Annotated in this window: 23 protein-coding genes; 15 read left to right on the top strand and 8 right to left on the bottom strand. The window is 71.3% G+C overall.

Going from position 1 to position 22,573, the window contains the following annotated elements:
- Window positions 1-354: 354 nt before the first annotated feature.
- Window positions 355-960, top strand: coding sequence for a TetR/AcrR family transcriptional regulator (locus EEJ42_RS45460; protein ID WP_123107998.1), 606 nt, complete (start codon window positions 355-357; stop codon window positions 958-960).
- A 66-nt stretch (window positions 961-1,026) separates the two neighbouring features.
- Here EEJ42_RS45460 and EEJ42_RS45455 read toward each other — a convergent pair whose 3' ends face one another.
- The 5 genes from EEJ42_RS45455 to EEJ42_RS45435 all read right to left on the bottom strand — a co-directional run bounded on the left by EEJ42_RS45455 (window position 1,027) and on the right by EEJ42_RS45435 (window position 5,081).
- Window positions 1,027-1,626 carry a hypothetical protein gene (locus tag EEJ42_RS45455; protein ID WP_246097851.1) on the bottom strand — a complete coding sequence of 200 codons (600 nt, stop codon included), beginning with the start codon at window positions 1,624-1,626 and terminating at the stop codon, window positions 1,027-1,029.
- The gene (locus EEJ42_RS45450) at window positions 1,623-2,123 is read right to left on the bottom strand and encodes a matrixin family metalloprotease (protein WP_246097850.1); all 501 of its coding nucleotides are present in this window, start codon (window positions 2,121-2,123) and stop codon (window positions 1,623-1,625) included. The genes EEJ42_RS45455 and EEJ42_RS45450 overlap by 4 nt, the downstream gene beginning before the upstream one ends.
- 160 nt (window positions 2,124-2,283) lie before the next feature.
- The gene (locus EEJ42_RS45445; RefSeq protein ID WP_123107993.1) at window positions 2,284-3,462 is read right to left on the bottom strand and encodes a lipase family protein; all 1,179 of its coding nucleotides are present in this window, start codon (window positions 3,460-3,462) and stop codon (window positions 2,284-2,286) included.
- Window positions 3,463-3,607: 145 nt separating this feature from the next.
- Window positions 3,608-4,690, bottom strand: coding sequence for an AraC family transcriptional regulator (locus tag EEJ42_RS45440; protein WP_123107992.1), 1,083 nt, complete (start codon window positions 4,688-4,690; stop codon window positions 3,608-3,610).
- 187 nt (window positions 4,691-4,877) lie between these two features.
- Entirely contained in the window at window positions 4,878-5,081 is a 204-nt protein-coding gene (locus tag EEJ42_RS45435; protein ID WP_009715975.1) for a cold-shock protein, read from the bottom strand.
- A 360-nt stretch (window positions 5,082-5,441) separates the two neighbouring features.
- On the opposite strand from EEJ42_RS45435, the gene EEJ42_RS45430 reads away from it, so the two are divergent.
- The 5 genes from EEJ42_RS45430 to EEJ42_RS45410 all read left to right on the top strand — a co-directional run bounded on the left by EEJ42_RS45430 (window position 5,442) and on the right by EEJ42_RS45410 (window position 10,694).
- Window positions 5,442-6,314, top strand: coding sequence for a menaquinone biosynthetic enzyme MqnA/MqnD family protein (locus tag EEJ42_RS45430; protein ID WP_123107997.1), 873 nt, complete (start codon window positions 5,442-5,444; stop codon window positions 6,312-6,314).
- Between the two features lie 68 nt (window positions 6,315-6,382).
- A complete protein-coding gene (locus EEJ42_RS45425) occupies window positions 6,383-8,185 on the top strand; it encodes a serine/threonine protein kinase (RefSeq protein WP_123107991.1) in 1,803 nt (600 codons plus the stop codon).
- Window positions 8,186-8,242: 57 nt separating this feature from the next.
- Window positions 8,243-9,442: a cyclic dehypoxanthinyl futalosine synthase gene (gene mqnC / locus EEJ42_RS45420; protein WP_123107990.1), complete on the top strand. Its 1,200-nt coding sequence runs from the start codon at window positions 8,243-8,245 to the stop codon at window positions 9,440-9,442.
- The gene (locus tag EEJ42_RS45415) at window positions 9,442-9,894 is read left to right on the top strand and encodes an imidazolonepropionase-like domain-containing protein (protein WP_123107989.1); all 453 of its coding nucleotides are present in this window, start codon (window positions 9,442-9,444) and stop codon (window positions 9,892-9,894) included. Before mqnC ends, EEJ42_RS45415 begins: the two co-directional genes overlap by 1 nt.
- Before the next feature lie 107 nt (window positions 9,895-10,001).
- Complete coding sequence (locus EEJ42_RS45410; protein ID WP_123107988.1) at window positions 10,002-10,694, top strand: demethylmenaquinone methyltransferase; 693 nt, start codon at window positions 10,002-10,004, stop codon at window positions 10,692-10,694.
- 22 nt (window positions 10,695-10,716) lie between these two features.
- On the opposite strand, the gene EEJ42_RS45405 is transcribed toward EEJ42_RS45410, so the two are convergent.
- Window positions 10,717-11,223, bottom strand: a complete 507-nt coding sequence (locus EEJ42_RS45405; RefSeq protein ID WP_123107987.1) for a GNAT family N-acetyltransferase — start codon at window positions 11,221-11,223, stop codon at window positions 10,717-10,719.
- 105 nt (window positions 11,224-11,328) lie between these two features.
- Between EEJ42_RS45405 and EEJ42_RS45400 the strand changes: the two genes are divergently transcribed.
- Entirely contained in the window at window positions 11,329-12,651 is a 1,323-nt protein-coding gene (locus EEJ42_RS45400; RefSeq protein ID WP_425473077.1) for a geranylgeranyl reductase family protein, read from the top strand.
- A gap of 22 nt (window positions 12,652-12,673) precedes the next feature.
- On the opposite strand, the gene EEJ42_RS45395 is transcribed toward EEJ42_RS45400, so the two are convergent.
- Window positions 12,674-13,456, bottom strand: coding sequence for a VOC family protein (locus EEJ42_RS45395; protein WP_123107986.1), 783 nt, complete (start codon window positions 13,454-13,456; stop codon window positions 12,674-12,676).
- A 207-nt stretch (window positions 13,457-13,663) separates the two neighbouring features.
- Between EEJ42_RS45395 and EEJ42_RS45390 the strand changes: the two genes are divergently transcribed.
- Window positions 13,664-14,083 carry a CBS domain-containing protein gene (locus EEJ42_RS45390; RefSeq protein WP_123107985.1) on the top strand — a complete coding sequence of 140 codons (420 nt, stop codon included), beginning with the start codon at window positions 13,664-13,666 and terminating at the stop codon, window positions 14,081-14,083.
- 113 nt (window positions 14,084-14,196) lie between these two features.
- On the opposite strand, the gene EEJ42_RS45385 is transcribed toward EEJ42_RS45390, so the two are convergent.
- Entirely contained in the window at window positions 14,197-14,997 is an 801-nt protein-coding gene (locus EEJ42_RS45385) for a C40 family peptidase (RefSeq protein ID WP_123107984.1), read from the bottom strand.
- A 743-nt stretch (window positions 14,998-15,740) separates the two neighbouring features.
- Between EEJ42_RS45385 and EEJ42_RS45380 the strand changes: the two genes are divergently transcribed.
- From EEJ42_RS45380 to EEJ42_RS45350, 7 genes are all read left to right on the top strand, one after another.
- A complete protein-coding gene (locus EEJ42_RS45380) occupies window positions 15,741-16,100 on the top strand; it encodes an NADH-quinone oxidoreductase subunit A (protein WP_009715964.1) in 360 nt (119 codons plus the stop codon).
- A 32-nt stretch (window positions 16,101-16,132) separates the two neighbouring features.
- Window positions 16,133-16,687 carry a NuoB/complex I 20 kDa subunit family protein gene (locus tag EEJ42_RS45375; protein ID WP_123107983.1) on the top strand — a complete coding sequence of 185 codons (555 nt, stop codon included), beginning with the start codon at window positions 16,133-16,135 and terminating at the stop codon, window positions 16,685-16,687.
- A complete protein-coding gene (locus EEJ42_RS45370; protein ID WP_123107982.1) occupies window positions 16,684-17,421 on the top strand; it encodes an NADH-quinone oxidoreductase subunit C in 738 nt (245 codons plus the stop codon). The genes EEJ42_RS45375 and EEJ42_RS45370 overlap by 4 nt, the downstream gene beginning before the upstream one ends.
- The gene (locus EEJ42_RS45365; RefSeq protein WP_123107981.1) at window positions 17,421-18,755 is read left to right on the top strand and encodes an NADH-quinone oxidoreductase subunit D; all 1,335 of its coding nucleotides are present in this window, start codon (window positions 17,421-17,423) and stop codon (window positions 18,753-18,755) included. The genes EEJ42_RS45370 and EEJ42_RS45365 overlap by 1 nt, the downstream gene beginning before the upstream one ends.
- A 17-nt stretch (window positions 18,756-18,772) precedes the next feature.
- On the top strand, window positions 18,773-19,582 hold the full coding sequence (gene nuoE, locus EEJ42_RS45360) for an NADH-quinone oxidoreductase subunit NuoE (protein ID WP_123107980.1): 810 nt from the start codon (window positions 18,773-18,775) through the stop codon (window positions 19,580-19,582).
- Window positions 19,582-20,964, top strand: a complete 1,383-nt coding sequence (gene nuoF / locus EEJ42_RS45355) for an NADH-quinone oxidoreductase subunit NuoF (protein ID WP_123107979.1) — start codon at window positions 19,582-19,584, stop codon at window positions 20,962-20,964. The genes nuoE and nuoF overlap by 1 nt, the downstream gene beginning before the upstream one ends.
- The coding region (locus tag EEJ42_RS45350; RefSeq protein WP_123107978.1) for an NADH-quinone oxidoreductase subunit G at window positions 20,961-22,573 on the top strand (1,613 nt) is incomplete at its 3' end. The genes nuoF and EEJ42_RS45350, both read left to right, overlap by 4 nt.

Here is a 22,573-nt window from a genome sequence, read left to right as displayed (position 1 = left end):
CGGCGGGCCGGGGCCGGGAGCGGGCCTCGGCGGGGGTGGGGAGCAGGGGCGCGGCGGCCAGTGCGGCGAGTGCGGCGGCGGCGCGGCGGCGGGAGGGCATCGTCCGTATCTCCTTCGCTCGGTGCGTGCGGAGCTGAACGGTGGCGCTGAACGGGGCGTTGCACATGCGCTGTTGACACTGTGAAGGGAGCCGCGAGCCGTGACAAGAGTGAGGTGCCGAGCACGTGATCTTCGTCCCGGTCCGCCGTAGGCTGGGGGCGTAAGAGTGTGCGGGGGCACTGTCGTGAGGGGGCGGTCCGCGTGGGCGGGGCGACGAGGAGCAAGCGCGTACCGCGGGTGGTGCGGGAGCAGCAGATGCTGGACGCGGCGGTGCGGGCCTTCGCGCGGCGCGGCTACCAGAACGCCTCGATGGACGACATCGCCGAACTGGCCGGGGTGTCCAAACCGCTGGTCTATCTGTACCTCAACTCCAAGGAAGAGCTGTTCGCGGCGTGCGTCCGGCGGGAGGCGGCGTCGCTGGTGGCCGCGGTGCGGGGTGCGGTCGAGCGGGGCGCGCCGCCGGACCGCCAGCTGTGGAGCGGGCTGAGCGGCTTCTTCGCGCACACCGCCCGGCACCCCGACGGATGGGCGCTGTTGCACGTTCAGGCGCGCACCCACGGGCACCCTTACGCGCACGAAGTGGCGGCGATGCGGGCGGAGATCGTGGCGTTCGTGACCCAGCTGATCGCGGCGGCGGCGCGGAAGGGCGCGCCGTCACCGGAGCGGCGGATGGCGGCCGCCGAGGTGTCCGGGCTCGCGCACGCGCTGGTCGGGGCGGCCGAGTCGCTGGCGGACTGGGCGGGCGACGGCGCGGAGCCGGACGGCCCCTCGGCCCAGGAGGCGGCGGCCACCCTCATGAACTTCGCCTGGGCGGGGCTCGGCAACCTGCTGTGCGGACAGGGCTGGTCGCCCGCCCGCTAGGCCCCGCCCGATGAGCCCTGCCCGATGAGCCCCGCCCGATGAGCCCCGGCGGGGCCCCGGCGCGGGTCAGTCGAGGCGCGCCCGCGCGTACAGCGCCGCCGGGTCCGCCGCGCGGGACACCGCCGAGGGGTGCACGTCCCGCTGGGACACCGGATGGCTGACGCCCTCCCGCCATTCCGCGGACGGGTCCGTTCCGCTGTCCGAGCCCGCCTTGTCCGGCGCCAGCTCCAGCGGCAGGAAGTTGGACGGCGCGGTGTGCCAGCCGTCCGGTGCCACCCGGGTGGCCAGCAGATACGTCCGCCCGGGCAGCAGAGCCGGGGCCTCGCCCACCACGATCCGTTGCCGCCGCAGCGGATCGTCGCCGCCCTCCTGGGCGACCCGTACGCTCCCGGACACCTTCCCCTTGAGGGCGGACTGGACCTCGACCCGGTACGTCGTCCACAGCAGCCGGTCGCCGTCGGTGCGCCGCACCCCCTCGCGGGCGGTGACCTTGCCGATGAAGACGTCATCGGCCCAGCCCGCGGCGAGCCCCGGCGTGTCCAGCCGGACCGCGTAGGTGGGGTGGTAGTGCGTACTGCCGTAGGGGACCTCGAACCAGGCCAGCGAGCAACCGCCCGCCGCCACCAGGGCCGTGGCCAGCGCGATCGTTCCGGTGCGGGGGCTCATGAGCCCCACACGGCCCGGTACGCGGCGATGTCGGCGGACGCGGGGGCGAAGGCGGTGCGGGTGTCGTTGCAGTACATGATGGCGCCGGGGGAGGAGCGGTGGCCCAGCCGGAGGGCGTGGCCCAGCTCGTGGGTGACGACGCCGCGCTTCACGTCGGACGGGTAGGCGGCGAGGAAGTGGGCGTTGAGGACGATGTCGTCGGAGCCCAGGTCATGCGATTCCCACAGCCCCGACCAGCCGATGTCGGCGCGGTCGACATCGGTCGCGTCGACGTCCGCGTAAGCCGTGCCGGTGTGCGGCTTGATGTCGACCTTGCCCAGGGCGTTCCAGGCCTCCCGGGCCCGTGCCCACTCCGCGGTGTACTTGGTGTGCAGGGTGTACGTCAGCTCCGAACCGTCCACCGATCCGGCCGTGTTCGGGTCGTCCGGGCAGTCGGCGGCGACAGCCGGTGACGCGGGCAGCCCCGCGCACAGCCCGGCGGTCAGGGACGCGCTCACCGCGACGCGTATACACCGCCGGGTGAAACGGGCGCCATTACATCGACCCACGTCCGCAAACCCCTCGTTCGTGTGAGGCCCGAGAGCTTCAACGTACGAGGGGCCGCGGGGCGCCGCATGCGCACAGGGCCTCCCGGGGGAACCGGAGGCCGTGGCTCACTCAGGTGCCGCAGTTACCGGCGGCCGGCTCGTCGGCGAGCCGCGCGCCGAGCCAGGCCATGGCGGCCGGGACCCCGGTGATCGCGGTCGTCACATGGTCGGTCGGATAGCTCTTCCACTCCACCGGCGCCCCCTTCTCGCACCACCGGGCGCGCAGGTCCGCGCCGACCTGGTACGGGATCAGCTCGTCCACCGTGCCCTGGTAGAGGTGGACCGGATGGTCGGGGGCGCGGTCGCCCAGATACGAGGCGCGCAGCGCGAGCTGCCAGAACGGCGAGGCCAGCGGATCCCGGACGGTCACCTCGGACAGGTTCTGGAAGAGCCCGGCGATGGTGCTGATCGAGACGCAGTTGTTCCGCATGAAGGCGACGTCGTCCTTGCCCTTCTGGTTGAGGTAGGAGTCGAGCGCCAGTTCGGGGAAGGCGGCGTCCTGCCCGGCGAGCGCCATCAGGGCGAGTCCGGCGCCCACACCGCCGTCGTTGTACTCGAGGGTGGCGGGCAGATCGGCGGGGACGCCCCCGGCGACCGTCCCCTTCACCCGCAGCTCGGGCGCGTACGAGGCGCGCAGCTGGGCGGCCCAGCCCGCCGCCTGGCCGCCCTGCGAGTACCCCATGATCCCGACCGGGCCGTCCGGCGAGAGGCCCGCCTCGGGGAGCCGCTGAGCGGCGCGCGCCGCGTCCAGCAGGGCGTGCCCCTCGGACCGGCCGACCGTGTAGGTGTGGTCGCCGGGGGTGCCCAGGCCCTCGTAGTCGCTGACGGCGACGGCCCAGCCGCGGCGCAGCGCGAGGTCGATCAGCTGGCCCTCGGAGCTGGTGCCCTGCGGGAAGCGGCCGGAGGCCGCACAGCCGTCGGCGAGGCCGACGGCGCCCATGCCCCAGGTGACCAGCGGACGGGGGCCGGTCTTGCCGTCGTCGGGGACGATGACGGTGCCGGAGACGGTGTTGGCGGTGCCCCGGGCGGTGGTCGAGCGATAGGTGATGTGCCAGGAGCGGGTGGTGACCGGCGCGCCGGGCACGGTGCGGAACGAGGTCGGGGACTTGGTGACGATGTCACCCGGCTCGCCCTGGGTGGTGGCGGTCCGGGGGGTGTCGGTCGTGGCCATGGCCGCTGGTGCGGTGGACAGCGCGGCCGGCAGGGCCAGGGCGGCGAGGGCGGCGAGCACGGTGGTGCGGGTGCGCATACGGCTCTCCCATGGGTGCGATGTGCTGCGGTGCTGTGTGGGGGACCGTAGAGACGTGTGGTTTGTCTGTTGCTGACCGGAGCGCTCAGATTTGCTGGCCTCATGTCTCACCGGGCGCGTTTCACCCCGCGTTTCACCCCGCGCGTCACCCGGCCGTGTGGCCGTACGCCAGCCGGTACGCGCCCGGTGTCATCCCCGTCCAGCGCCGGAACGCCCGGTGGAACGCGGCGGCTTCGGAGAAGCCCAGCCGCACCGCCAGCTCCTCGATCGGTTCGCCGGTCTCGCGCAGGCTGCCGATCGCCGCGTCCCGCCGCACCTGGTCCTTGAGTTGCTGGAACGAGGTGTCCTCCTCGTCCAGCCGCCGGCGCAGCGTCGCCGGGCTGACCGCGAGCCGGGCCGCGACCTCCCGCAGCTCCGGCAGCCGTCCGGCGCGGCGGATGCCGGGCCCGCCGCCGGTGCGCGGCCCGCCCGTCCGCAGCCCACCGGCGAGCACGTGGCGCACCTGCTGGGCCACGGTCGTGCCGTACTCGGGGCGGCCGAGCAGCCCGTCGGGTGCGCGGCGCAACAGCGCCTGGAGGGACGCCTCGTCCTGGATGACGGGCGCGGAGAGCCAGCGGGGATCGAATCCGGCCGCCGTGCGGTCCCCGCCGAAGTACGGGGTGCAGCCGAACAATTGCTCGTACTCGTCGGCGTGCGGGGGCGCGGGGTGGGCGAACTGGGTCCACAGCAGCGGGATCCGGCGTCCGATCAGCCAGCCCGCGAGCCGGTGCCAGATGAGCATCAGCCATTCGGCGACGATCTGGCTCTCGTGGCGGGTGCGTAACTGCCCGCGGAGGCCGAACACCGCCTCCTGGCCCTCGCCGTGCTCCAGCGCCAGGTTCGGCCCGCCGGGGAAGAGCCGGTAGAAGCGGGCGCCGCGCTCCAGGGCGGTGCCGAGGTCGGGGCAGCCGAGCGAGGCGTAGCACATCATGGCGAACGTGCCGGGCCGGCTGCGCGCGGAGCCGAGCCCCAGGAACTCGTCCCCCGTGGCCCGGTGCAGGGCGCGCACCAGGCGGGCGAACTGCTCGGGGGAGAAGCGCGCGCGGTCGTCGCCGAGCAGCAGCGGCGGTATCCGGGCCCGCTGGAGCAGCGGTGCGGTGTCGACGCCGAGCCGCTGCGCGCCGTGCACCGCGGCCCGTACGTGGTGCACCGTGACCGTTCGCCGCCCCCGACCCTTGGTCCGCCCCATGATTGAAACGTTAACCCGATCAGGTGGGCGGTGTCGACGGTGTGTCGCTGATCCGCTACGGAGCGTGAAGCTCGGGGTTTCGCTTTCGAAAGAAAATGAACGGTCCGTGAATAGAAAAGGCCGGAAAAGGCAGGAGCCCCGCCACCCCGCCGGTGCGGGGGAGCAGGGCTCCTTGGGTACTGCTGACTCAGACCGCGCTGACGTTCTCAGCCTGCGGGCCCTTCGGGCCCTGGGTGACGTCGAAGGTCACGGCCTGGTTCTCCTCCAGGGAGCGGAAGCCAGACGCGTTGATCGCGGAGTAGTGAACGAAGACATCGGGGCCGCCGCCGTCCTGGGCGATGAAGCCGAAGCCCTTCTCGGCGTTGAACCACTTGACGGTTCCGGTAGCCATAAAGCCCTCCTTGGGCCAAAGGGTTGCCCTGCTCCAGAACCTGCAAGAAGTCTGAAAACTACAAAAGCCCGCGGTTACATGCTCCGCAGGCTCTGTACTGCAAGGGAAACCAAACTGCAACTTGCGGCGAGCCTAGCACGCTCTGTGTCCAAGGGGAAAGAGTCGAAGATCACGAATACGAGGGTTTCCGGATCTCCTGGGCGGGACAGGATCGCAGGTCGAGCCCTCGGCGCCGCGAGATATCGGGCCCATCCGGGTCCCCCCGCCGCAGGTTCGGGGGAAGAGCGGCGCTAGCCTCCGGTTGTGGACAATTCACCGAGTTCCCCCTCGCGGAGTACACCGGACGCCGCCGAAAGCGTCATCCCCGGCTCGCTGGGCCGTCGCGACAGGCCGAGGGTCGGTCACATCCAGTACCTCAATTGCATGCCGCTGTATTGGGGTCTCGCCCGGACCGGCTCGCTGCTCGACTTCGAGCTGACCAAGGCCTCGCCCGACGCGCTCAACGACCAGCTCGTCGAAGGCAGCCTCGACATCGGCCCGATCAGCCTCGTCGAGTATCTGCGCAATGCCGACGACCTGGTCGCGCTGTCCGACATCGCGGTGGGCTGCGACGGACCCGTCATGTCGTGCGTGATCGTCTCGAAGGTGCCGCTGGAGCGGCTGGACAAGGAGCGCGTCGCCCTCGGCTCGGCCTCGCGGACCTCCGTACGCCTGGCCCAGCTGCTGCTCGCCGAGCGGTACGGGATCGAGCCCGACTACTACACCTGCCCGCCCGACCTCAGCCTGATGATGCAGGAGGCCGACGCGGGGGTGCTGATCGGCGACGCCGCGCTGCGGGCCAACCTCCACCACGCCCCGAAGCTGGGCCTCCAGGTCCATGACCTGGGACAGATGTGGAAGGAGTGGACCGGACTCCCCTTCGTCTTCGCGGTCTGGGCCGCCCGCCGTGAGTACCTGGAGCGCGAGCCGGAGATCGTGCGTGAGGTGCACCGGGCGTTCCTGGAGTCCCGGAACCTGTCCCTGGAGGAGGCCGGCAAGGTCGCCGAGCACGCCGCGCGCTGGGAGGACCTGGACGCGTCGGTGCTGGAGCGCTACTTCACCACCCTCGACTTCTCCCTGGGGGCGAAGCAGCTGGAGGGTATCGCCGAGTTCGCCCGCCGGACCGGCCCGACGACCGGCTTCCCGGCGGACGTCCGGGTGGACCTGCTGGACGCCCCCGCAGCGAAGGGTTAGCCGACCGGGCTGTGCCGCTGCTGTCATGCCCGCCTAAGCTGGTCCGGCGCAGTCGACGGGGGAGGCACATGCAGCCGCTGGGAGCGGAGGATCCGCAGGTCATCGGGGCGTACCGGCTGCTCGGACGGCTCGGTTCCGGCGGCATGGGCGTGGTGTACCTGGGCCGCAGCGCGGGCGGGCGCACCGTTGCGGTGAAGGTGGTGCACGCGCACTTCGCGCTCGACGAGGAGTTCCGCGCGCGCTTCCGGCGCGAGGTCGACGCCGCGCGCCGGGTCGGTGGGTCCTGGACCGCGCCGGTCCTCGATGCCGACCCGGAGGCACGCGTTCCGTGGGTGGCGACCGGGTATGTGGCGGGCCCCTCGCTCAGCCAGGCCGTCAACGACGAGGGCCCGCTGCCCGAGTCCTCGGTACGGGCCCTGGCCGCCGGTCTTGCGGAGGCGCTGGGCGCCGTCCACGGGCTGGCCCTGGTCCACCGCGACGTCAAGCCGTCCAACGTGCTGCTCGCCCTCGACGGCCCACGGCTGATCGACTTCGGTATCGCCCGGGCCACCGAGGGCACCGTCTCCCTCACCTCCACCGGCGCCTCCATCGGCTCGCCCGGCTACATGGCGCCCGAGCAGATCCTCGGCCAGCCCGTGAGCGGTGCGGCCGACGTCTTCTCGCTGGGCGCCGTGCTGACGTACGCGGCCACCGGCGAGCAGCCCTTCCCCGGCGACAGCTCGGCCTCGCTGCTCTACAAGGTGGTCCACGAGGAGCCGCAGCTCGGGCCGGAGCTGACCGGTGAGCTGCGCGACGTGGTCGCCGAGTGCCTGGCCAAGAACCCGGCGGACCGCCCCGCCCCCGAGCAGATCGCGCGCCGCCTGGCCCCCGCGGACGGCGCCTCGGGGCTCGTACGGTCCGGCTGGCTGCCGGGCGCGCTGATCGAGCGGGTGAGTCGGCAGGCGGTCGAACTGCTCGACCTGGAGGCGGAGGCGGTCGCGCCGTCGCCCGCCGCGCCGGGAACGCCCGTGTCCGGAGTGCCCGCGTCCGGAACACCCGCAGTGCCTGCGTCCGGAACACCCGCCTCCGGAACGCCCGTGCCCGGACCTGCCTCCGGAACCCCCGCGTCCGGGACGCCCGTTCCCGGGCCTGTCTCCGGAACACCCGCGTCGGCCCCCGTGCTGGGCGCGTTCGGCCCGCCCCCGACGTACACGAACCAGCCGTCGTACGGGAACCAGCCGGGCCACGGGCCGGGCGACCCCGCGACCCCGCCCCCCAACCAGCCGTCGAGCGGCGGCGCCGCCGCCGGGCAGCAGGGTGGCCGCGGCTTCGCGCTCTCCGCCGCCCTCGGCGGCAAGAAGCGCCCCAAGGCGCTGAGTTGCTCCCTGGTGCTGTCCGTCGCGGGCGCGCTCGCGATCGCCACGACCGCCGTGTTCCTCGTCCAGAACATGTCCGGGGACCCGGGCGGCGACACGGCGGCCGACGGCCCCACCCAGACCCGCCCGGCCAGCCCGGGGGCGTCGGACTCGTCCGGCGGATCGGACGTGCCCAAGGCGTTCCTCGGCACCTGGCAGGGCGACCTCACCTCTCGGAACGGCATCCCCGTCGGCACCATGACCATCACCTTCCAGCGCGGTTCCACCGGTCAGCAGGTCGCGTCGGGCCGGGTGAAGCTGTCCGTGGTGCGCTGCGACTTCACCTGGAAGCTGGTTTCCGCGACGCAGAAGGAGCTGCACCTCGACGCCCGCTTCCGGGGGGACGGGCCCCGGACGGGGTGCAGCGACAGCTCGACGGACGAGCAGTACACCCTCGGCTCCGACGGCACCCTGAAGTACCGGGCGAAGGACCGGCAGGCGGGCGATCCGACCGGTACCCTGCGCCGCTTGCGCTGACGACCGGGGGCGTACGCTGGGTCGGTCCGCCCGAACACCTCCGAAAGGGACGCCCCGGTGACCGCACACGCCACGCTGAAGGCAGTCCTCGACCGTGCCGCCGCCGGGGGGCGCATCACCCCGGAGGAGGCGCTCGACCTCTACCGGTCGGCGCCGCTGCACGCCCTGGGGGCCGCCGCCGACGCCGTACGCCGCCGTCGCTACGCGGGTACCGAGCACATCGCGACGTACATCATCGAGCGGAACATCAACTACACCAACGTGTGCGTGACGGCGTGCCGGTTCTGCGCGTTCTACGCCGCGCCCAAGGACACCGCCAAGGGCTGGACCCGCGACCTCGACGACATCCTGCGGCGCTGCGCCGAGACCGTCGAACTGGGCGGCACCCAGATCATGTTCCAGGGCGGCCACCACCCGGACTACGGCGTCGAGTACTACGAGAAGCACTTCTCGGCCATCAAGAAGGCGTTCCCCCAGCTGGTGATCCACTCGCTGGGCGCCTCCGAGGTCGAGCACATGGCGCGCATCTCGGGCGTATCGGTCGAGGAGGCGATCCGCCGCATCCACGCCGCGGGTCTGGACTCGTTCGCGGGCGCGGGCGCCGAGCTGCTGCCCGAGCGGCCGCGCAAGGCCATCGCCCCGCTGAAGGAGTCCGGCGAGCGGTGGCTGGAGATCATGGAGATCGCCCACAACCTCGGGGTCGAGTCCACCTCCACGATGCTCATGGGCACCGGTGAGACCAACGCCGAGCGGATCGAGCACCTCCGCATGATCCGCGACGTACAGGACCGGACGGGCGGCTTCCGCGCCTTCATCCCGTACACCTACCAGCCCGAGAACAACCACCTGAAGGGCCAGACGCAGGCGACCGTCTTCGAGTACCTGCGGATGATCGCGATCGCCCGGCTCTTCCTCGACAACGTGGCCCACATCCAGGGCTCCTGGCTGACCGTCGGCAAGGAGGCCGGACAGCTGTCGCTGCACTACGGAGCGGACGACCTGGGCTCGGTGATGCTGGAGGAGAACGTGGTCTCCTCCGCCGGTGCGAAGCACCGCTCCAACCGGATGGAGCTGCTCCACCTCATCCGCACGGCCGGGCGGGTGCCCGCGCAGCGCGCGACCACGTACGAGCACCTGGTGGTGCACGACGACCCGGCGAACGACCCGGTGGACGACCACGTCGTCTCGCACCTGTCCTCGACGGCGATCGACTCCGGCAAGGCGCACCCCGAGCTGAAGCTGATCGACGCCTCCTGATGCGCACGCTCCACGCGGCGCCCGTCGTCCGGTACACCCTCGGCGAGGGCGCGGTCCTGCACGACGGCGCGGTCCTGGTCGACGGCGGCCGCGTCGCGGCCATCGGCCCCCTGGACGAGCTGCGGGCCGCGCATCCGCAGGCCCGGGTGCGGCAGTGGCCCGGCACCCTCGGCCCCGCCCTCGTCCACGACGGGCCGGTGCCGGACGCGCCGACGCCCCGGGAGCGGATCCACGCCCTGCTGCGGCTGGGCGCGACGGCGGTCCTGGCGGAGCACGTCGCCGATCCCGGGCTGCGCGCCGCCGCGGAACGCAACGAGGTCGCCGTCCACGACGCCCCGCCGGGCCCGCCCGCCCTGGCCGAGGCCGGGCGTGCCGATCTGGCGGTCTTCGGCGCGGACGGGGCCTGCCTGGCCACCGTGCTCGCCGGGCGCCTGGTGCACCGCCGCCGCTGACCTGGCCGCTGACCCCGCCGCTGCCCCCCGCCGCCGGCTTCCGCACCGGGCGGCGCGTCGTGCCCCCTGCGCGGGGCGAGCGTGGGGGCGAGGTGAACAATGGGCGGGTGACCCGAGCATCCCTGGACAAGCAGCCGCACGAAGTCGCCGCCATGTTCGACGACGTGGCGGCCAACTACGACCTGACCAACGACGTGCTGTCGCTCGGCCAGGCCCGGCTGTGGCGCAAGGAGGTCGCCCGCGCCGTCGACGCCCGCCCCGGGGACCGGGTGCTCGACCTCGCCGCCGGTACGGGCACCTCGTCGCTGCCCTACGCGGCGGCCGGTGCGTACGTGGTGCCGTGCGACTTCTCGCTCGGCATGCTCCGCGAGGGCAAGCGCCGTCATCCGCGGCTGCCGCTGACGGCGGGCGACGCGACCCGGCTGCCCTTCGCGGACGGCGTCTTCGACGCCGTCACGATCTCCTTCGGGCTGCGCAACGTGCAGAACACCGAGGGGGCGCTGCGCGAGATGCTGCGGGTGACCCGGCCGGGCGGGCGGCTGGTCGTCTGCGAATTCAGCCACCCCACCTGGGCCCCGTTCCGCACGGTCTACACCGAGTACCTGATGCGGGCGCTGCCGCCGATCGCGACGGCGGTCAGCAGCAGCCCGGACGCGTACGTCTACCTCGCCGAGTCCATCCGCGCCTGGCCCGACCAGCCTCGGCTTGCCGCCCGCCTCCGCGAAGCCGGCTGGACCCGCCCGGCCTGGCGCAATCTGACCGGCGGCATCGTGGCTCTGCACCGCGCCACCCGCCCCTGACGCGGCGGCCCCGCCGACCGGTTCACAGGTCCAGGCGGAAGCAGAGGGCGGGGGACTTCGACACGGGCGTCACCAGGTGCTCGGCCACCCGCATGCCCAGCCGCCGCGCCACCGCGATCGACCGCGTGTTGTGCTCGTGCACCATCGCCACCACGTGCCCGATCCCGGCCGCCCGCACCCGTTCCAGGGCGGCCCGCGCGGCGACCGTGGCGTACCCCCTGCCCGAGTGGGCGCGCCCCAGCCGCCAGCCGATCTCGATCTCGCCCGCCGGTCCCCAGTCGTGGGGCCACGGCTGGGCGCCGGTGAAGCCCACCACCTCGCCCGAGGCGTCGAGCAGCGTGTAGAAGCAGCAGCCGTGCCGTTCGGCGTGATCGCGCTGGCGGGCGGTGAACTCCTCGTAGTGGGCGAGGGTCTGGGACGCACCGCCGTGGAACTCCATCACCTCCGGGTCGTCGAAGGCCCGGTGCCAGGCGGCGGCGTCCTCGGGGGTGGGTACGCGGAGCCGTATCACAGGCCGGGTCACGGTCATGGGAGGGCCGCCCTTCGCAGGTGCAGGAGTACGCCCCCATAGACTGCACTTGTCCAGTGCCCGGCGCGACCGGCACGCTGTTACCCAGGCCACGGGAGACCCTGCGTGAGCGAGACCGCACCCACCGCGAGCGCCACCGGAAGCGCATCCTCCGGGATCTCGGAGCGCAGCGCCGATGTGATCGTCGTCGGCGCCGGACCGGCCGGTTCCACTACGGCGTACCACCTGGCCAAGTCGGGACTCGACGTCCTGCTGCTGGAGAAGACGGCGTTCCCGCGCGAGAAGGTGTGCGGCGACGGTCTGACCCCGCGCGCGACCAAGCAACTCGTCGCGATGGGCATCGACATCTCCGAGGAGGCGGGCTGGCTGCGCAACCGCGGCCTGCGGATCATGGGCGGCGGCCTGCGGCTGGAGCTGGACTGGCCGGACCTGGCGGCGTACCCCAACTACGGTCTGGTGCGTAAGCGCGACGACTTCGACGACCAGCTGGCCCGGCAGGCCCAGAAGGCCGGGGCGCGGCTGTACGAGCGCTGCAACGTGACCGCCCCCATCGTCGACGACCGCACCGGCCGCATCACCGGTGTCGAGGCGAAGCTGGGCGAGGAGAAGACGCGGGTCACCTTCCACGCCCCGCTGGTCGTCGCCGCCGACGGCAACTCCACCCGGCTCTCCCTCGCCATGGGCCTGCACCGGCGCGAGGACCGCCCGATGGGCGTGGCGGTGCGCACGTACTTCACCTCGCCCCGCCACGACGACGACTACCTCGAATCCTGGCTGGAGTTGTGGGACCGGCGCGGCGCGGAGGACCGGCTGCTGCCCGGCTACGGCTGGATCTTCGGCATGGGTGACGGCACCAGCAACGTCGGTCTGGGCGTGCTCAACACCTCGGCCTCCTTCAAGGAGCTGGACTGGCGCGAGATCCTCAAGGCGTGGTGCGCGTCCATGCCGGAGGAGTGGGGCTACACCCCGGACAACATGACCGGCCCGATCCGCGGCGCGGCCCTCCCCATGGCCTTCAACCGGCAGCCGCACTACACCCGTGGGCTGCTGCTGGTCGGTGACGCGGGCGGCATGGTCAACCCGTTCAACGGCGAGGGCATCGCCTATGCGATGGAATCCGGGCAGATCGCGGCGGACGTGATCGTCCAGGCCCACTCCCGCGCCACCCCGGCCCAGCGCGAAATGGCCCTGCGGCGCTATCCGCAGGTCCTCAAGGACGTGTACGGCGGCTACTACACGCTGGGCCGCGCGTTCGTGAAGCTGATCGGCAACCCGAAGGTGATGAAGCTGGCGACGGAGCGCGGGCTCACGCATCCGATGCTGATGCGCTTCACGCTGAAGCTGCTGGCCAACCTGACGGACCCGACGGGCGGCGACGCGATGGACCGCATCATCAACGCCCTGACGAAGGTGGCACCGCGCGCCTGACGCTCAACGGAGTTCCGGTGGGTCAGGCGTCGGGGCTCGCGCTGGTGATCACGCCGAACGGGGCCCCGGCCACGTCCGTCAGCCACGCCATCCGCCCGATGCCCTCCGACGTCATGGCGGGCATCAGCACGGACCCGCCCAGCTCCTGACCCTTCGCGACGACCCGGTCGCAGTCCGCCACCTCGAAGTACGGCAGCCACTGCGGCGGCGTCGAATGCCCCTCCTGGAGCTGGGCGACGCCGCCGAAGGTGTCGTCCTTGCCGCCGCCGGCGGTGGACAGGACGGTGTACGTCCCGCCGGGGAACGACATCTCCTCGGTCTCCCAGCCGAATACGGTGCGGTAGAAGACGCGGGCCGCGGCGGGGTCGGGGGAGTGCAGCTCGGTCCAGCACAGCGAGCCGGGCTCGGTCACCGCCTCCAGACCGGCCGTCTTGCCCGGCTGCCAGACCGCGAACCGGGCGCCTCCGGGGTCGGTGAACTGCCCCATCCGCCCCTCGTCGAAGACGTCGAACGGCGCGGCGCGCACGTGGCCGCCCGCCTGCTCGACGGAGCGCGCGGTGGCGTCGGCGTCGGAGGTCTGGAAGTACGGGGTCCAGGCGGACCGGGCCCCGGCGTTGGTGAGCGGGCCGAGGGCGGCCACGGTCTTGCGGCCGTGGGTGAAGAATCCGTATCCGCCCGCTTCGGGACCGGCCGACTCGAAGGACCAGCCCAGCAGCCCGCCGTAGAAGGTCCGGGCCGCCTCGGTGTCGGGGGCGCCGAGATCCAGCCAGTTGGGTGCGCCGGGAACGAAATCGGTGGTGAGCATGGCTGCTCCTTCAACGATCGTGCGCGAGGGGCTCATGTGGTGCTCTGACGACAGTTCTCAGTCTGGCACCGGGCGGTCGCGCGGGCCCGCCGACGGTGGTGACATGGAAGTGAGGGGGGGGCGCCGTGCGCGTCCGCCGCGGCGACGCCGGATCGATCGGGCCCACGGGCCGGTTCTAGGCGGCAGTGGGCCTTCAGGAGGTACACCATGACGAAGGCCGCAGACATCATGCACCCGGGCGCACAGTGGATTCCGGCCACGGAGAACCTGGAACGCGCCGCGCAGCTGATGCGCGATCTGGACGTGGGGGCCCTGCCCATCAGCGACAGCCAGGAGCGGCTGTGCGGCATTCTCACCGACCGCGACGTCGTCGTCGGGTGTGTGTCCCAGGGCCGCGATCCGGCCCGGATGACGGCGGGGGACCTCGCCAAGGGCACGCCGCGCTGGATCAGCTCGGACGCCGACGTCTCGGAGGTGCTGCGGGAGATGGAGGATCACCGGATCCGCAGGCTGCCGGTGATCGACAAGAACAAGCGGCTGGTCGGCATGATCAGCGAGGCGGACCTGGCCCGGCACCTCTCCGAGCAGCAGATCAGTGAGTTCGTGGAGAAGGTCTACGCCACGTAGACAGCCGTGAGGCCGCCGTTCCGCTTCGAGCGGCGAGGAACGGCGGCCCCATGGCCGAAAACAGCCTTCAGCTTCTGAGGCGGCTCAGACGGCTCAGACGGCTCAGGCGACTCTCAGAGGACGCGTACGGCTCCGGTCGGCTGGTCGTAGTCCAGCGGACGCTCGACGATGCCCGTGCTCGGGTTCTGGGCGCCGATGAACTTGCCGTCGCCGATGTAGACGCCGACGTGGTACGCGCTGCCGGAGCTGCCCCAGTAGAGCAGATCGCCCGGCTGGAGGTTGTCCAGCGAGACCTGGGTGCCGGCGGTGGACTGGTCCTGCGAGACCCGCGGCAGGTCGACGCCGACCTGCTTGAACGCGGCCTGGGTCAGACCGGAGCAGTCGTAGGAGGACGGCCCGCTGGATCCCAGCACATACGCCTTGCCCAGCTGTGCCTTGAGGAAGCTGATCACCGCGGCGGCGTTGCCGGTGGCGTTGGAGACCGAGGTGGTGGAGAGAGTGGCGCGCTCGGCGGAGCGGGACGCCTTCTCGGCCCGGGCCTCGGCGGCCTTCTTGGCGGCGGCGCGGCGAGCTTCGGCCTCGCGCTCCTTCTTGTCGGCCACCGCCTTGGCCTTCTTGGCGGCGGTCTTGGCCTGGGCGGCGGCCTGGTCCTGCTGGGCCTGGAGCTCATAACCGGAAGCCGCCTGCTCGGTGGCGTCAGCGGTCTGGGCGGCCGTGCTCGCCAGCGATTCGCTGACGGTCGGCATTTCGAGCGTCGCCTCGGGGGCGGCGGGCTCGGCGGCGGAGGCGGGCATAGCGGCGCCGGCCACCGCGAGGGTGAGGAAGCCACCGGTCACCCCTGCGCGGAGTGCACGCGTGGGAGCTGCGGCACGGCGGGGCTTCCGGTGGCTGGGTATGTGTGCGATCGGGGACATAGGTCACTGGGTACCAGGGCCCAAAGGCCCGGATCAACAAAAGTGGGCTGCGCCACATTTGACGCGCACACGCTCAAAATCCGGGCTAAATGATCTTCATCGCGCGCGCCGGTGCCATGTCCGAATTCCTCGATCATGTGCGTACGCATGGCATTTGGCGTCGCGCGGTAACGGCGGGCGGCCTATCACCGATGCGGCCCGCATACCAATGGTTCCCTTCAAATCGAGATCCACAACTACTTCCGGGGTGGGATACCTCACTCCCCCGTGTCCTATTTGTGGCGCTCGTGAACGGACGCGCGAAGCGGCGATCAAGGGGTGCCGGATCGCGGCTCGGGTCGGGGTCGAGTGAGGGGTCGGGGAGGGGTCGAGTGCGGGTCACTCAGGAGGATGGGGAGCCAATATCAGCTGACGGTGTCCGTCTCAAATTTGCCTGTATGTACCATGTCTTGGTAGGGGCGCACCGCGCTCACCTGTGATGACATCCTCGATTGTCACCTCTCGTGACCGAATGGATGCTTCACGTACAAGATCACCGCTCATCCGACTTCATGATCCTTCGTCAGGTGGTGGAGATCACAAAGACGTTGGCGTACCCCGTGTCGCAGATCACAGACCGACGGGCATAAGATGCAGGCGAAACGGGCTTGTGAACTGCCTCACATGAACGCGATCTTCGTGGGGTCGGGGCACGTCCGTACGGTCCGCCAGCCAGTCATCGTCGACTGAAGGGAGCGAGGACGGTGAACGCATACGCGCCCATCCTCGTACTGGGAGCACTCGGGGCAGGTTTTGCGATCTTCTCGGTGGTCATGGCCGCGATCATCGGCCCCAAGCGCTACAACCGGGCCAAGCTCGAGGCCTACGAGTGCGGCATCGAACCGACTCCGCATCCGGCCGGCGGTGGGCGCTTCCCCATCAAGTACTACCTGACGGCGATGCTCTTCATCGTCTTCGACATCGAGATCGTCTTCCTCTACCCCTGGGCCGTCACCTTCGACGCCCTGGGGCTGTTCGGGCTCGTGGAGATGCTCCTCTTCGTGCTCACCGTCTTCGTCGCCTACGGGTACGTCTGGCGGCGCGGCGGCCTGGAGTGGGACTAAAGGGGCTCAAGAGGAGATAGGGGAAACAGCGCATGGGTATCGAAGAGAAACTTCCGAGCGGGTTCCTGCTGACCACCGTCGAACAGGCCGCCGGGCTGGCCCGTAAGTCCTCCGTCTTCCCGGCCACCTTCGGCCTGGCCTGCTGCGCCATCGAGATGATGACGACGGGTGCCGGGCGCTACGACCTCGCCCGCTTCGGCATGGAAGTCTTCCGCGGCTCGCCCCGGCAGGCCGATCTGATGATCGTCGCCGGGCGGGTCAGCCAGAAGATGGCCCCGGTGCTGCGCCAGGTCTACGACCAGATGCCGAACCCGAAGTGGGTCATCTCAATGGGCGTGTGCGCCTCCACCGGCGGCATGTTCAACAACTACGCGATCGTGCAGGGCGTCGACCACATCGTGCCCGTCGACATCTATCTGCCCGGCTGTCCGCCGCGCCCCGAGATGCTCATGGACGCGATCCTCAAACTGCACCAGAAGATCCGCGAGGAGAAGCTCGGCGTGAACCGCGAGCGTGCGGCCCGTGAGGCGGAGGAAGCGGCGATGAAGGCGCTCCCGACGATCGAGATGAAGGGGCTGCTGAGGTGACAGCGAACGGTAACGGGGTCAATCCCGAGAAGGACCTCAACGCCGAGAACCTCCCCGGCCGCCGTGGTGACCAGGGCGAGGCCATCCGCGTCCAGCGCGGCATGTTCGGCGCGAACAACGGCGGCGACACCACCGGCTACGGCGGTCTGGTGCGCCCCGTACGGCTGCCCGGCCAGGCCAGCCGCCCGTACGGGGGCTGGTTCGACGAGGTCGCCGACGAGCTGGAGGGCGCGCTGGAGGAGCAGTCGCTGCTCCCGGACAACGCGATTGAGAAGACCGTCGTGGACCGTGACGAGCTCACCTTCCACATCGCCCGCGAGCACCTGCCGAGGGTCGCCCGGACCCTGCGCGACGACCCGGCGCTCCGCTTCGAGCTGTGCACGGGCGTCAGCGGCGTTCACTTCCCCGGCGACAAGGGCCGTGAGCTGCACGCCGTCTACCACCTGCGGTCGATCACCCATAACCGGGTGATCCGGCTGGAGGTGAGCGCCCCGGACGGCGATCCGCACATCCCGTCGATCGTCGACGTCTATCCGACCAACGACTGGCACGAGCGGGAGACCTACGACTTCTTCGGCATCGTCTTCGACGGTCACCCCGCGCTCACGCGGATCATGATGCCGGACGACTGGCAGGGCTTTCCGCAGCGCAAGGACTACCCCCTCGGCGGCATCCCCGTCGAGTACAAGGGCGCCCAGATCCCGGCTCCGGACCAGCGGAGGTCGTACAGCTGATGTCTGCTACTCATGCAACGCCCTCCGCCTCCGCGCGCGAGACCACCGAGGGCACCGTCTACACCGTCACCGGCGGCGACTGGGACGAGGTCGTGGCCGCCGCGGCGAAGGCCGACGACGAGCGGATCATCGTCAACATGGGTCCGCAGCACCCCTCCACCCACGGGGTGCTCCGGCTGATCCTGGAGATCGACGGCGAGACGGTCACCGAGGCCCGCTGCGGAATCGGTTACCTGCACACCGGGATCGAGAAGAACCTCGAATTCCGGAACTGGACGCAGGGCACCACGTTCGTGACGCGCATGGACTACCTGACGCCCTTCTCCAACGAGGCGGCGTACTGCCTGGGCGTCGAGAAGCTGCTCGGCATCGAGGACCAGATCCCGGACCGCGCCACCATCATCCGGGTGCTGATGATGGAGCTGAACCGGCTCTCCTCCCACCTGGTGTGCATCGCCACCGGAGGCATGGAGCTGGGCGCGACCACCGTCATGATCTACGGCTTCCGCGACCGCGAACTGATCCTGGACCTCTACGAGCTGATCACCGGCCTGCGGATGAACCACGCGTACATCCGGCCCGGCGGTCTCGCCCAGGACCTGCCGCCCGGTGCCGTCGACCAGATCCGCGCGTTCCTGAAGACGATGCGCAAGAACCTGGTCGAGTACGACAAGCTCGCGACCGGGAACCCGATCTTCAAGGCCCGCCTCCAGGACGTCGGCTACCTCGACCTCGCGGGCTGCATGGCGCTCGGCGTGACCGGCCCGATACTGCGCTCCACCGGGCTGCCGCACGATCTGCGCAAGGCCCAGCCGTACTGCGGCTACGAGACGTACGACTTCGAGGTGCCGACCGCCGACACCTGCGACGCGTACGGCCGGTTCCTGATCCGGCTGGAGGAGATGCGCCAGTCGCTGCGGATCGTCGAACAGTGCCTGGACCGGCTGGAGCCCGGGCCGGTGATGGTCGCGGACAAGAAGATCGCCTGGCCCGCGCAGCTCGCGCTCGGGGCGGACGGACTGGGCAACTCCCTCGACCACATCAAGAACATCATGGGCACCTCGATGGAGGCCCTGATCCACCACTTCAAGCTGGTGACCGAGGGATTCCGGGTGCCGCCCGGACAGACGTACGTGGCCGTCGAGTCGCCCAAGGGCGAACTGGGCGTGCACATGGCCAGCGACGGAGGCACCCGCCCGTACCGCGTCCACTTCCGCGATCCGTCGTTCACCAATCTCCAGGCCGTGGCGGCCATGTGCGAGGGCGGCCAGGTCGCCGACGTGATCGTCGCCGTCGCGTCCATCGACCCCGTGATGGGAGGTGTCGACCGGTGACTGATGTGACTCTGGGCATGCCGCAGCTGCCGGCCCCCGACTACCCGGCCGAGGTGCGGTCCCGGCTGGAGGCGGACGCCGCGGAGGTGATCGCCCGCTACCCGGACAGCCGCAGCGCCCTGCTGCCGCTGCTGCACCTGGTGCAGTCCGAGGAGGGCCACGTCACCCGCACCGGCATCCGGTTCTGCGCCGAGGTGCTGGACCTGACCACCGCAGAGGTCACCGCGGTCGCCACCTTCTACACCATGTACCGGCGCAAGGCCTCGGGCGACTACCAGGTCGGGGTGTGCACCAACACCCTGTGCGCGGTGATGGGCGGGGACGCGATCTTCGAGGAGCTCCAGCACCATCTGGAGCTGGGCAACGGGGAGACCACCGAGGACGGCAAGGTCACCCTGGAGCACATCGAGTGCAACGCGGCCTGCGACTTCGCGCCCGTGGTGATGGTCAACTGGGAGTTCTTCGACAACCAGACGGTGGACTCCGCCAAGCAGCTGGTCGACGACCTCCGGGCGGGCCGCGGTGTCACCCCGACCCGCGGCGCGCCGCTGTGCACGTTCAAGGAGACCGCGCGCATCCTCGCCGGTTTCCCCGACCCGCGCCCCGGAGCCGTCGAGGCCGGTGGCTCCGCCGGTCCCGCCTCGCTCACCGGGCTGCGGCTGGCCAAGGGGGAGGAGGCGCCCGGCCGGGTCGTCTCGCCGCGGCACGGGGGAGCCCCGCAGGACGAGGCGCCGGCGACGCATCCCAGTTCGCACGACGCGCCGCAGCGGACCTCGGCCTCCGATCCGCACCACCCGGCAGGTCCGGTCGCCGAGGAGGGGGAGTGATGACCGTGACGACCGAGCGATCCGAGCACAGCCCCGAGAAGCTGCTCGCACCCGTGCTCTCCGCGCACTGGGACGAGGCCAACTCCTGGACGCTGCGCGCCTATCTGCGGCACGAGGGCTACCAGGGCAGCGCCAAGGCGCTCGCCATGGACCCCGACGCCGTGATCGCGCTGGTGAAGGACGCCGGACTGCGCGGCCGCGGCGGCGCGGGCTTCCCCACCGGAATGAAGTGGCAGTTCATTCCGCAGGGCGACGGCAAGCCGCACTACCTCGTCGTCAACGCCGACGAGTCGGAACCCGGCACCTGCAAGGACATCCCCCTCCTCTACGCCAATCCGCACGCCCTCATCGAGGGCATGGTCATCGCCTGTCACGCCATCCGCTCCGAACACGCCTTCATCTACCTGCGCGGTGAGACCGTGCCGGTGCTGCGCCGCCTGCACGAGGCCGTGCGCGAGGCCTACGAGGCGGGCTACCTGGGCACGGCCGAGCGGCGCAGGGAGAAGCTCGGGGTGGACGGACTTCCCGGTCTCGACATCACGGTGCACGCGGGCGCGGGTGCGTACATCTGCGGTGAGGAGACCGCGCTGCTGGACTCGCTGGAGGGCCGCCGCGGCCAGCCCCGGCTGCGGCCTCCTTTCCCCGCGGTCGCCGGTCTGTACGCGTGCCCCACTGTGGTGAACAACGTCGAATCCATCGCCTCGGTTCCCTCGATCCTGAACAAGGGCAAGGAATGGTTCCGTTCGATGGGCAGCGAGAAGTCCCCGGGCTTCACGCTCTACTCGCTGTCGGGCCATGTGGCCAACCCCGGCCAGTTCGAGGGTCCGCTCGGCATCACCCTGCGTCAGCTGCTCGACATGAGCGGCGGCATGCGCCCCGGCCACCGGCTGAAGTTCTGGACGCCCGGCGGCTCGTCCACCCCGCTGCTCACCGAGGAGCACCTCGACGTCCCGCTGGACTACGAGGGCGTGGGCGCGGCCGGGTCGATGCTGGGCACCAAGGCCCTCCAGTGCTTCGACGAGACCACCTGCGTGGTGCGGGCGGTGACCCGCTGGACCGAGTTCTACGCGCATGAGTCCTGCGGCAAGTGCACACCCTGCCGCGAGGGCACGTACTGGCTGGTGCAGCTGCTGCGCGACCTGGAGGCCGGCAAGGGGCGCATGACCGACCTCGACAAGCTGGCCGACATCGCCGACAACATCAACGGCAAGTCGTTCTGCGCGCTGGGCGACGGCGCCGCCAGCCCCATCTTCTCCTCGCTCAAGTACTTCCGCGCCGAGTACGAGCAGCACATCACCGGCGGAGGCTGTCCCTTCGACCCGGCCAAGTCCACCGTCTGGGCCGACGAGCCGCGCACCACTCATCTGGGGGTGACCGCATGACCGTGACCACCAACGCACCCTCGGGAGGCGGGGAGGCGGCGGTGCCGCGAGAGGACCTGGTCTCCGTCACCATCGACGGGATCGAGATCTCCGTCCCGAAGGGGACGCTGGTCATCCGCGCCGCCGAACTCCTCGGGATCGAGATCCCGCGCTTCTGCGACCATCCGCTGCTCGACCCCGCGGGCGCCTGCCGCCAGTGCATCGTCGAGGTGGAGGGCCAGCGCAAGCCGATGGCCTCCTGCACCATCACCTGCACCGACGGAATGGTCGTGAAGACCCAGCTCACCTCGCCGGTCGCCGAGAAGGCGCAGCGCGGGGTGATGGAGCTGCTGCTGATCAACCACCCGCTGGACTGCCCGGTCTGCGACAAGGGCGGTGAATGCCCGCTCCAGAACCAGGCGATGAGCGCCGGACAGTCCGACAGCCGCTTCGAGGGCCACAAGCGGACGTTCGCCAAGCCGGTCCCGGTCTCGGCCCAGGTGCTGCTGGACCGCGAGCGCTGTGTGCTGTGCGCGCGCTGCACCCGCTTCTCCAACCAGATCGCGGGCGACCCGATGATCGAGCTGCTGGAGCGCGGCGCGCTCCAGCAGGTGGGCACGGGGGAGGGCGACCCGTTCGAGTCGTACTTCTCCGGCAACACCATCCAGATCTGCCCGGTCGGCGCGCTCACCTCGGCCGCGTACCGGTTCCGCTCCCGCCCCTTCGACCTGGTCTCCTCGCCGAGCGTGTGCGAGCACTGCGCGGGCGGCTGCGCGACCCGCACCGACCACCGGCGCGGCAAGGTGATGCGGCGGCTCGCCGCGGACGACCCCGAGGTCAACGAGGAGTGGATCTGCGACAAGGGGCGCTTCGGCTTCCGCTACGCCCAGCTTCCCGACCGGCTCTCCACCCCGCTGGTGCGGAACCGCGAGTCGGGCAAGCTGGAACCGGCGGGCTGGCCCGAGGCCCTGGCCGCGGCGGCCGAGGGGCTGGCCGCGGCGCGCGGCCGCACCGGGGTGCTGACCGGTGGCCGGCTGACCGTCGAGGACGCGTACGCGTACGCCAAGTTCGCGCGGACCGTCCTGGAGACCAACGACATCGACTTCCGGTCCCGGGAGCACAGCGACGAGGAGGCCGACTTCCTGGCCGCCCACATCGCGGGCCGCGGCCGTGACCTGGACGGCAGCGGACTGACGTACGCCGCGCTGGAGAAGGCGCCCGCGGTGCTGCTGGCCGGGTTCGAGGCCGAGGAGGAGGCGCCCGGCGTCTTCCTGCGGCTGCGCAAGGCGCACCGCAAGCACGGCCAGCGCACCTTCTCGCTCGCCACCCACACCACCCGGGGCCTGGAGAAGGCGGGCGGCACCCTGCTGCCGGCCGCGCCCGGCACCGAGACCGAGTGGCTGGACGCGATCGCGGGACGCACGGGTCTGGACGAGGACGGCGAGCGGGCCGCCGACGCGCTGCGCCAGGAGGGCGCGGTCATCGTCGTCGGCGAGCGGCTGGCGTCGGTGGCGGGCGGACTGACCGCCGCCGTACGGGCCGCGGCCGCCACCGGCGCCACGCTCGCGTGGATCCCGCGTCGGGCGGGCGAGCGCGGCGCGATCGAGGCGGGGGCGCTGCCCGGGCTGCT

The sequence above is a fragment of the Streptomyces botrytidirepellens genome (assembly GCF_003721215.1).
In the GTDB taxonomy this organism is placed as follows: Bacteria; Actinomycetota; Actinomycetes; order Streptomycetales; family Streptomycetaceae; genus Streptomyces; species Streptomyces himastatinicus.
This window is presented reverse-complemented; position numbering and strand designations above follow the sequence as displayed.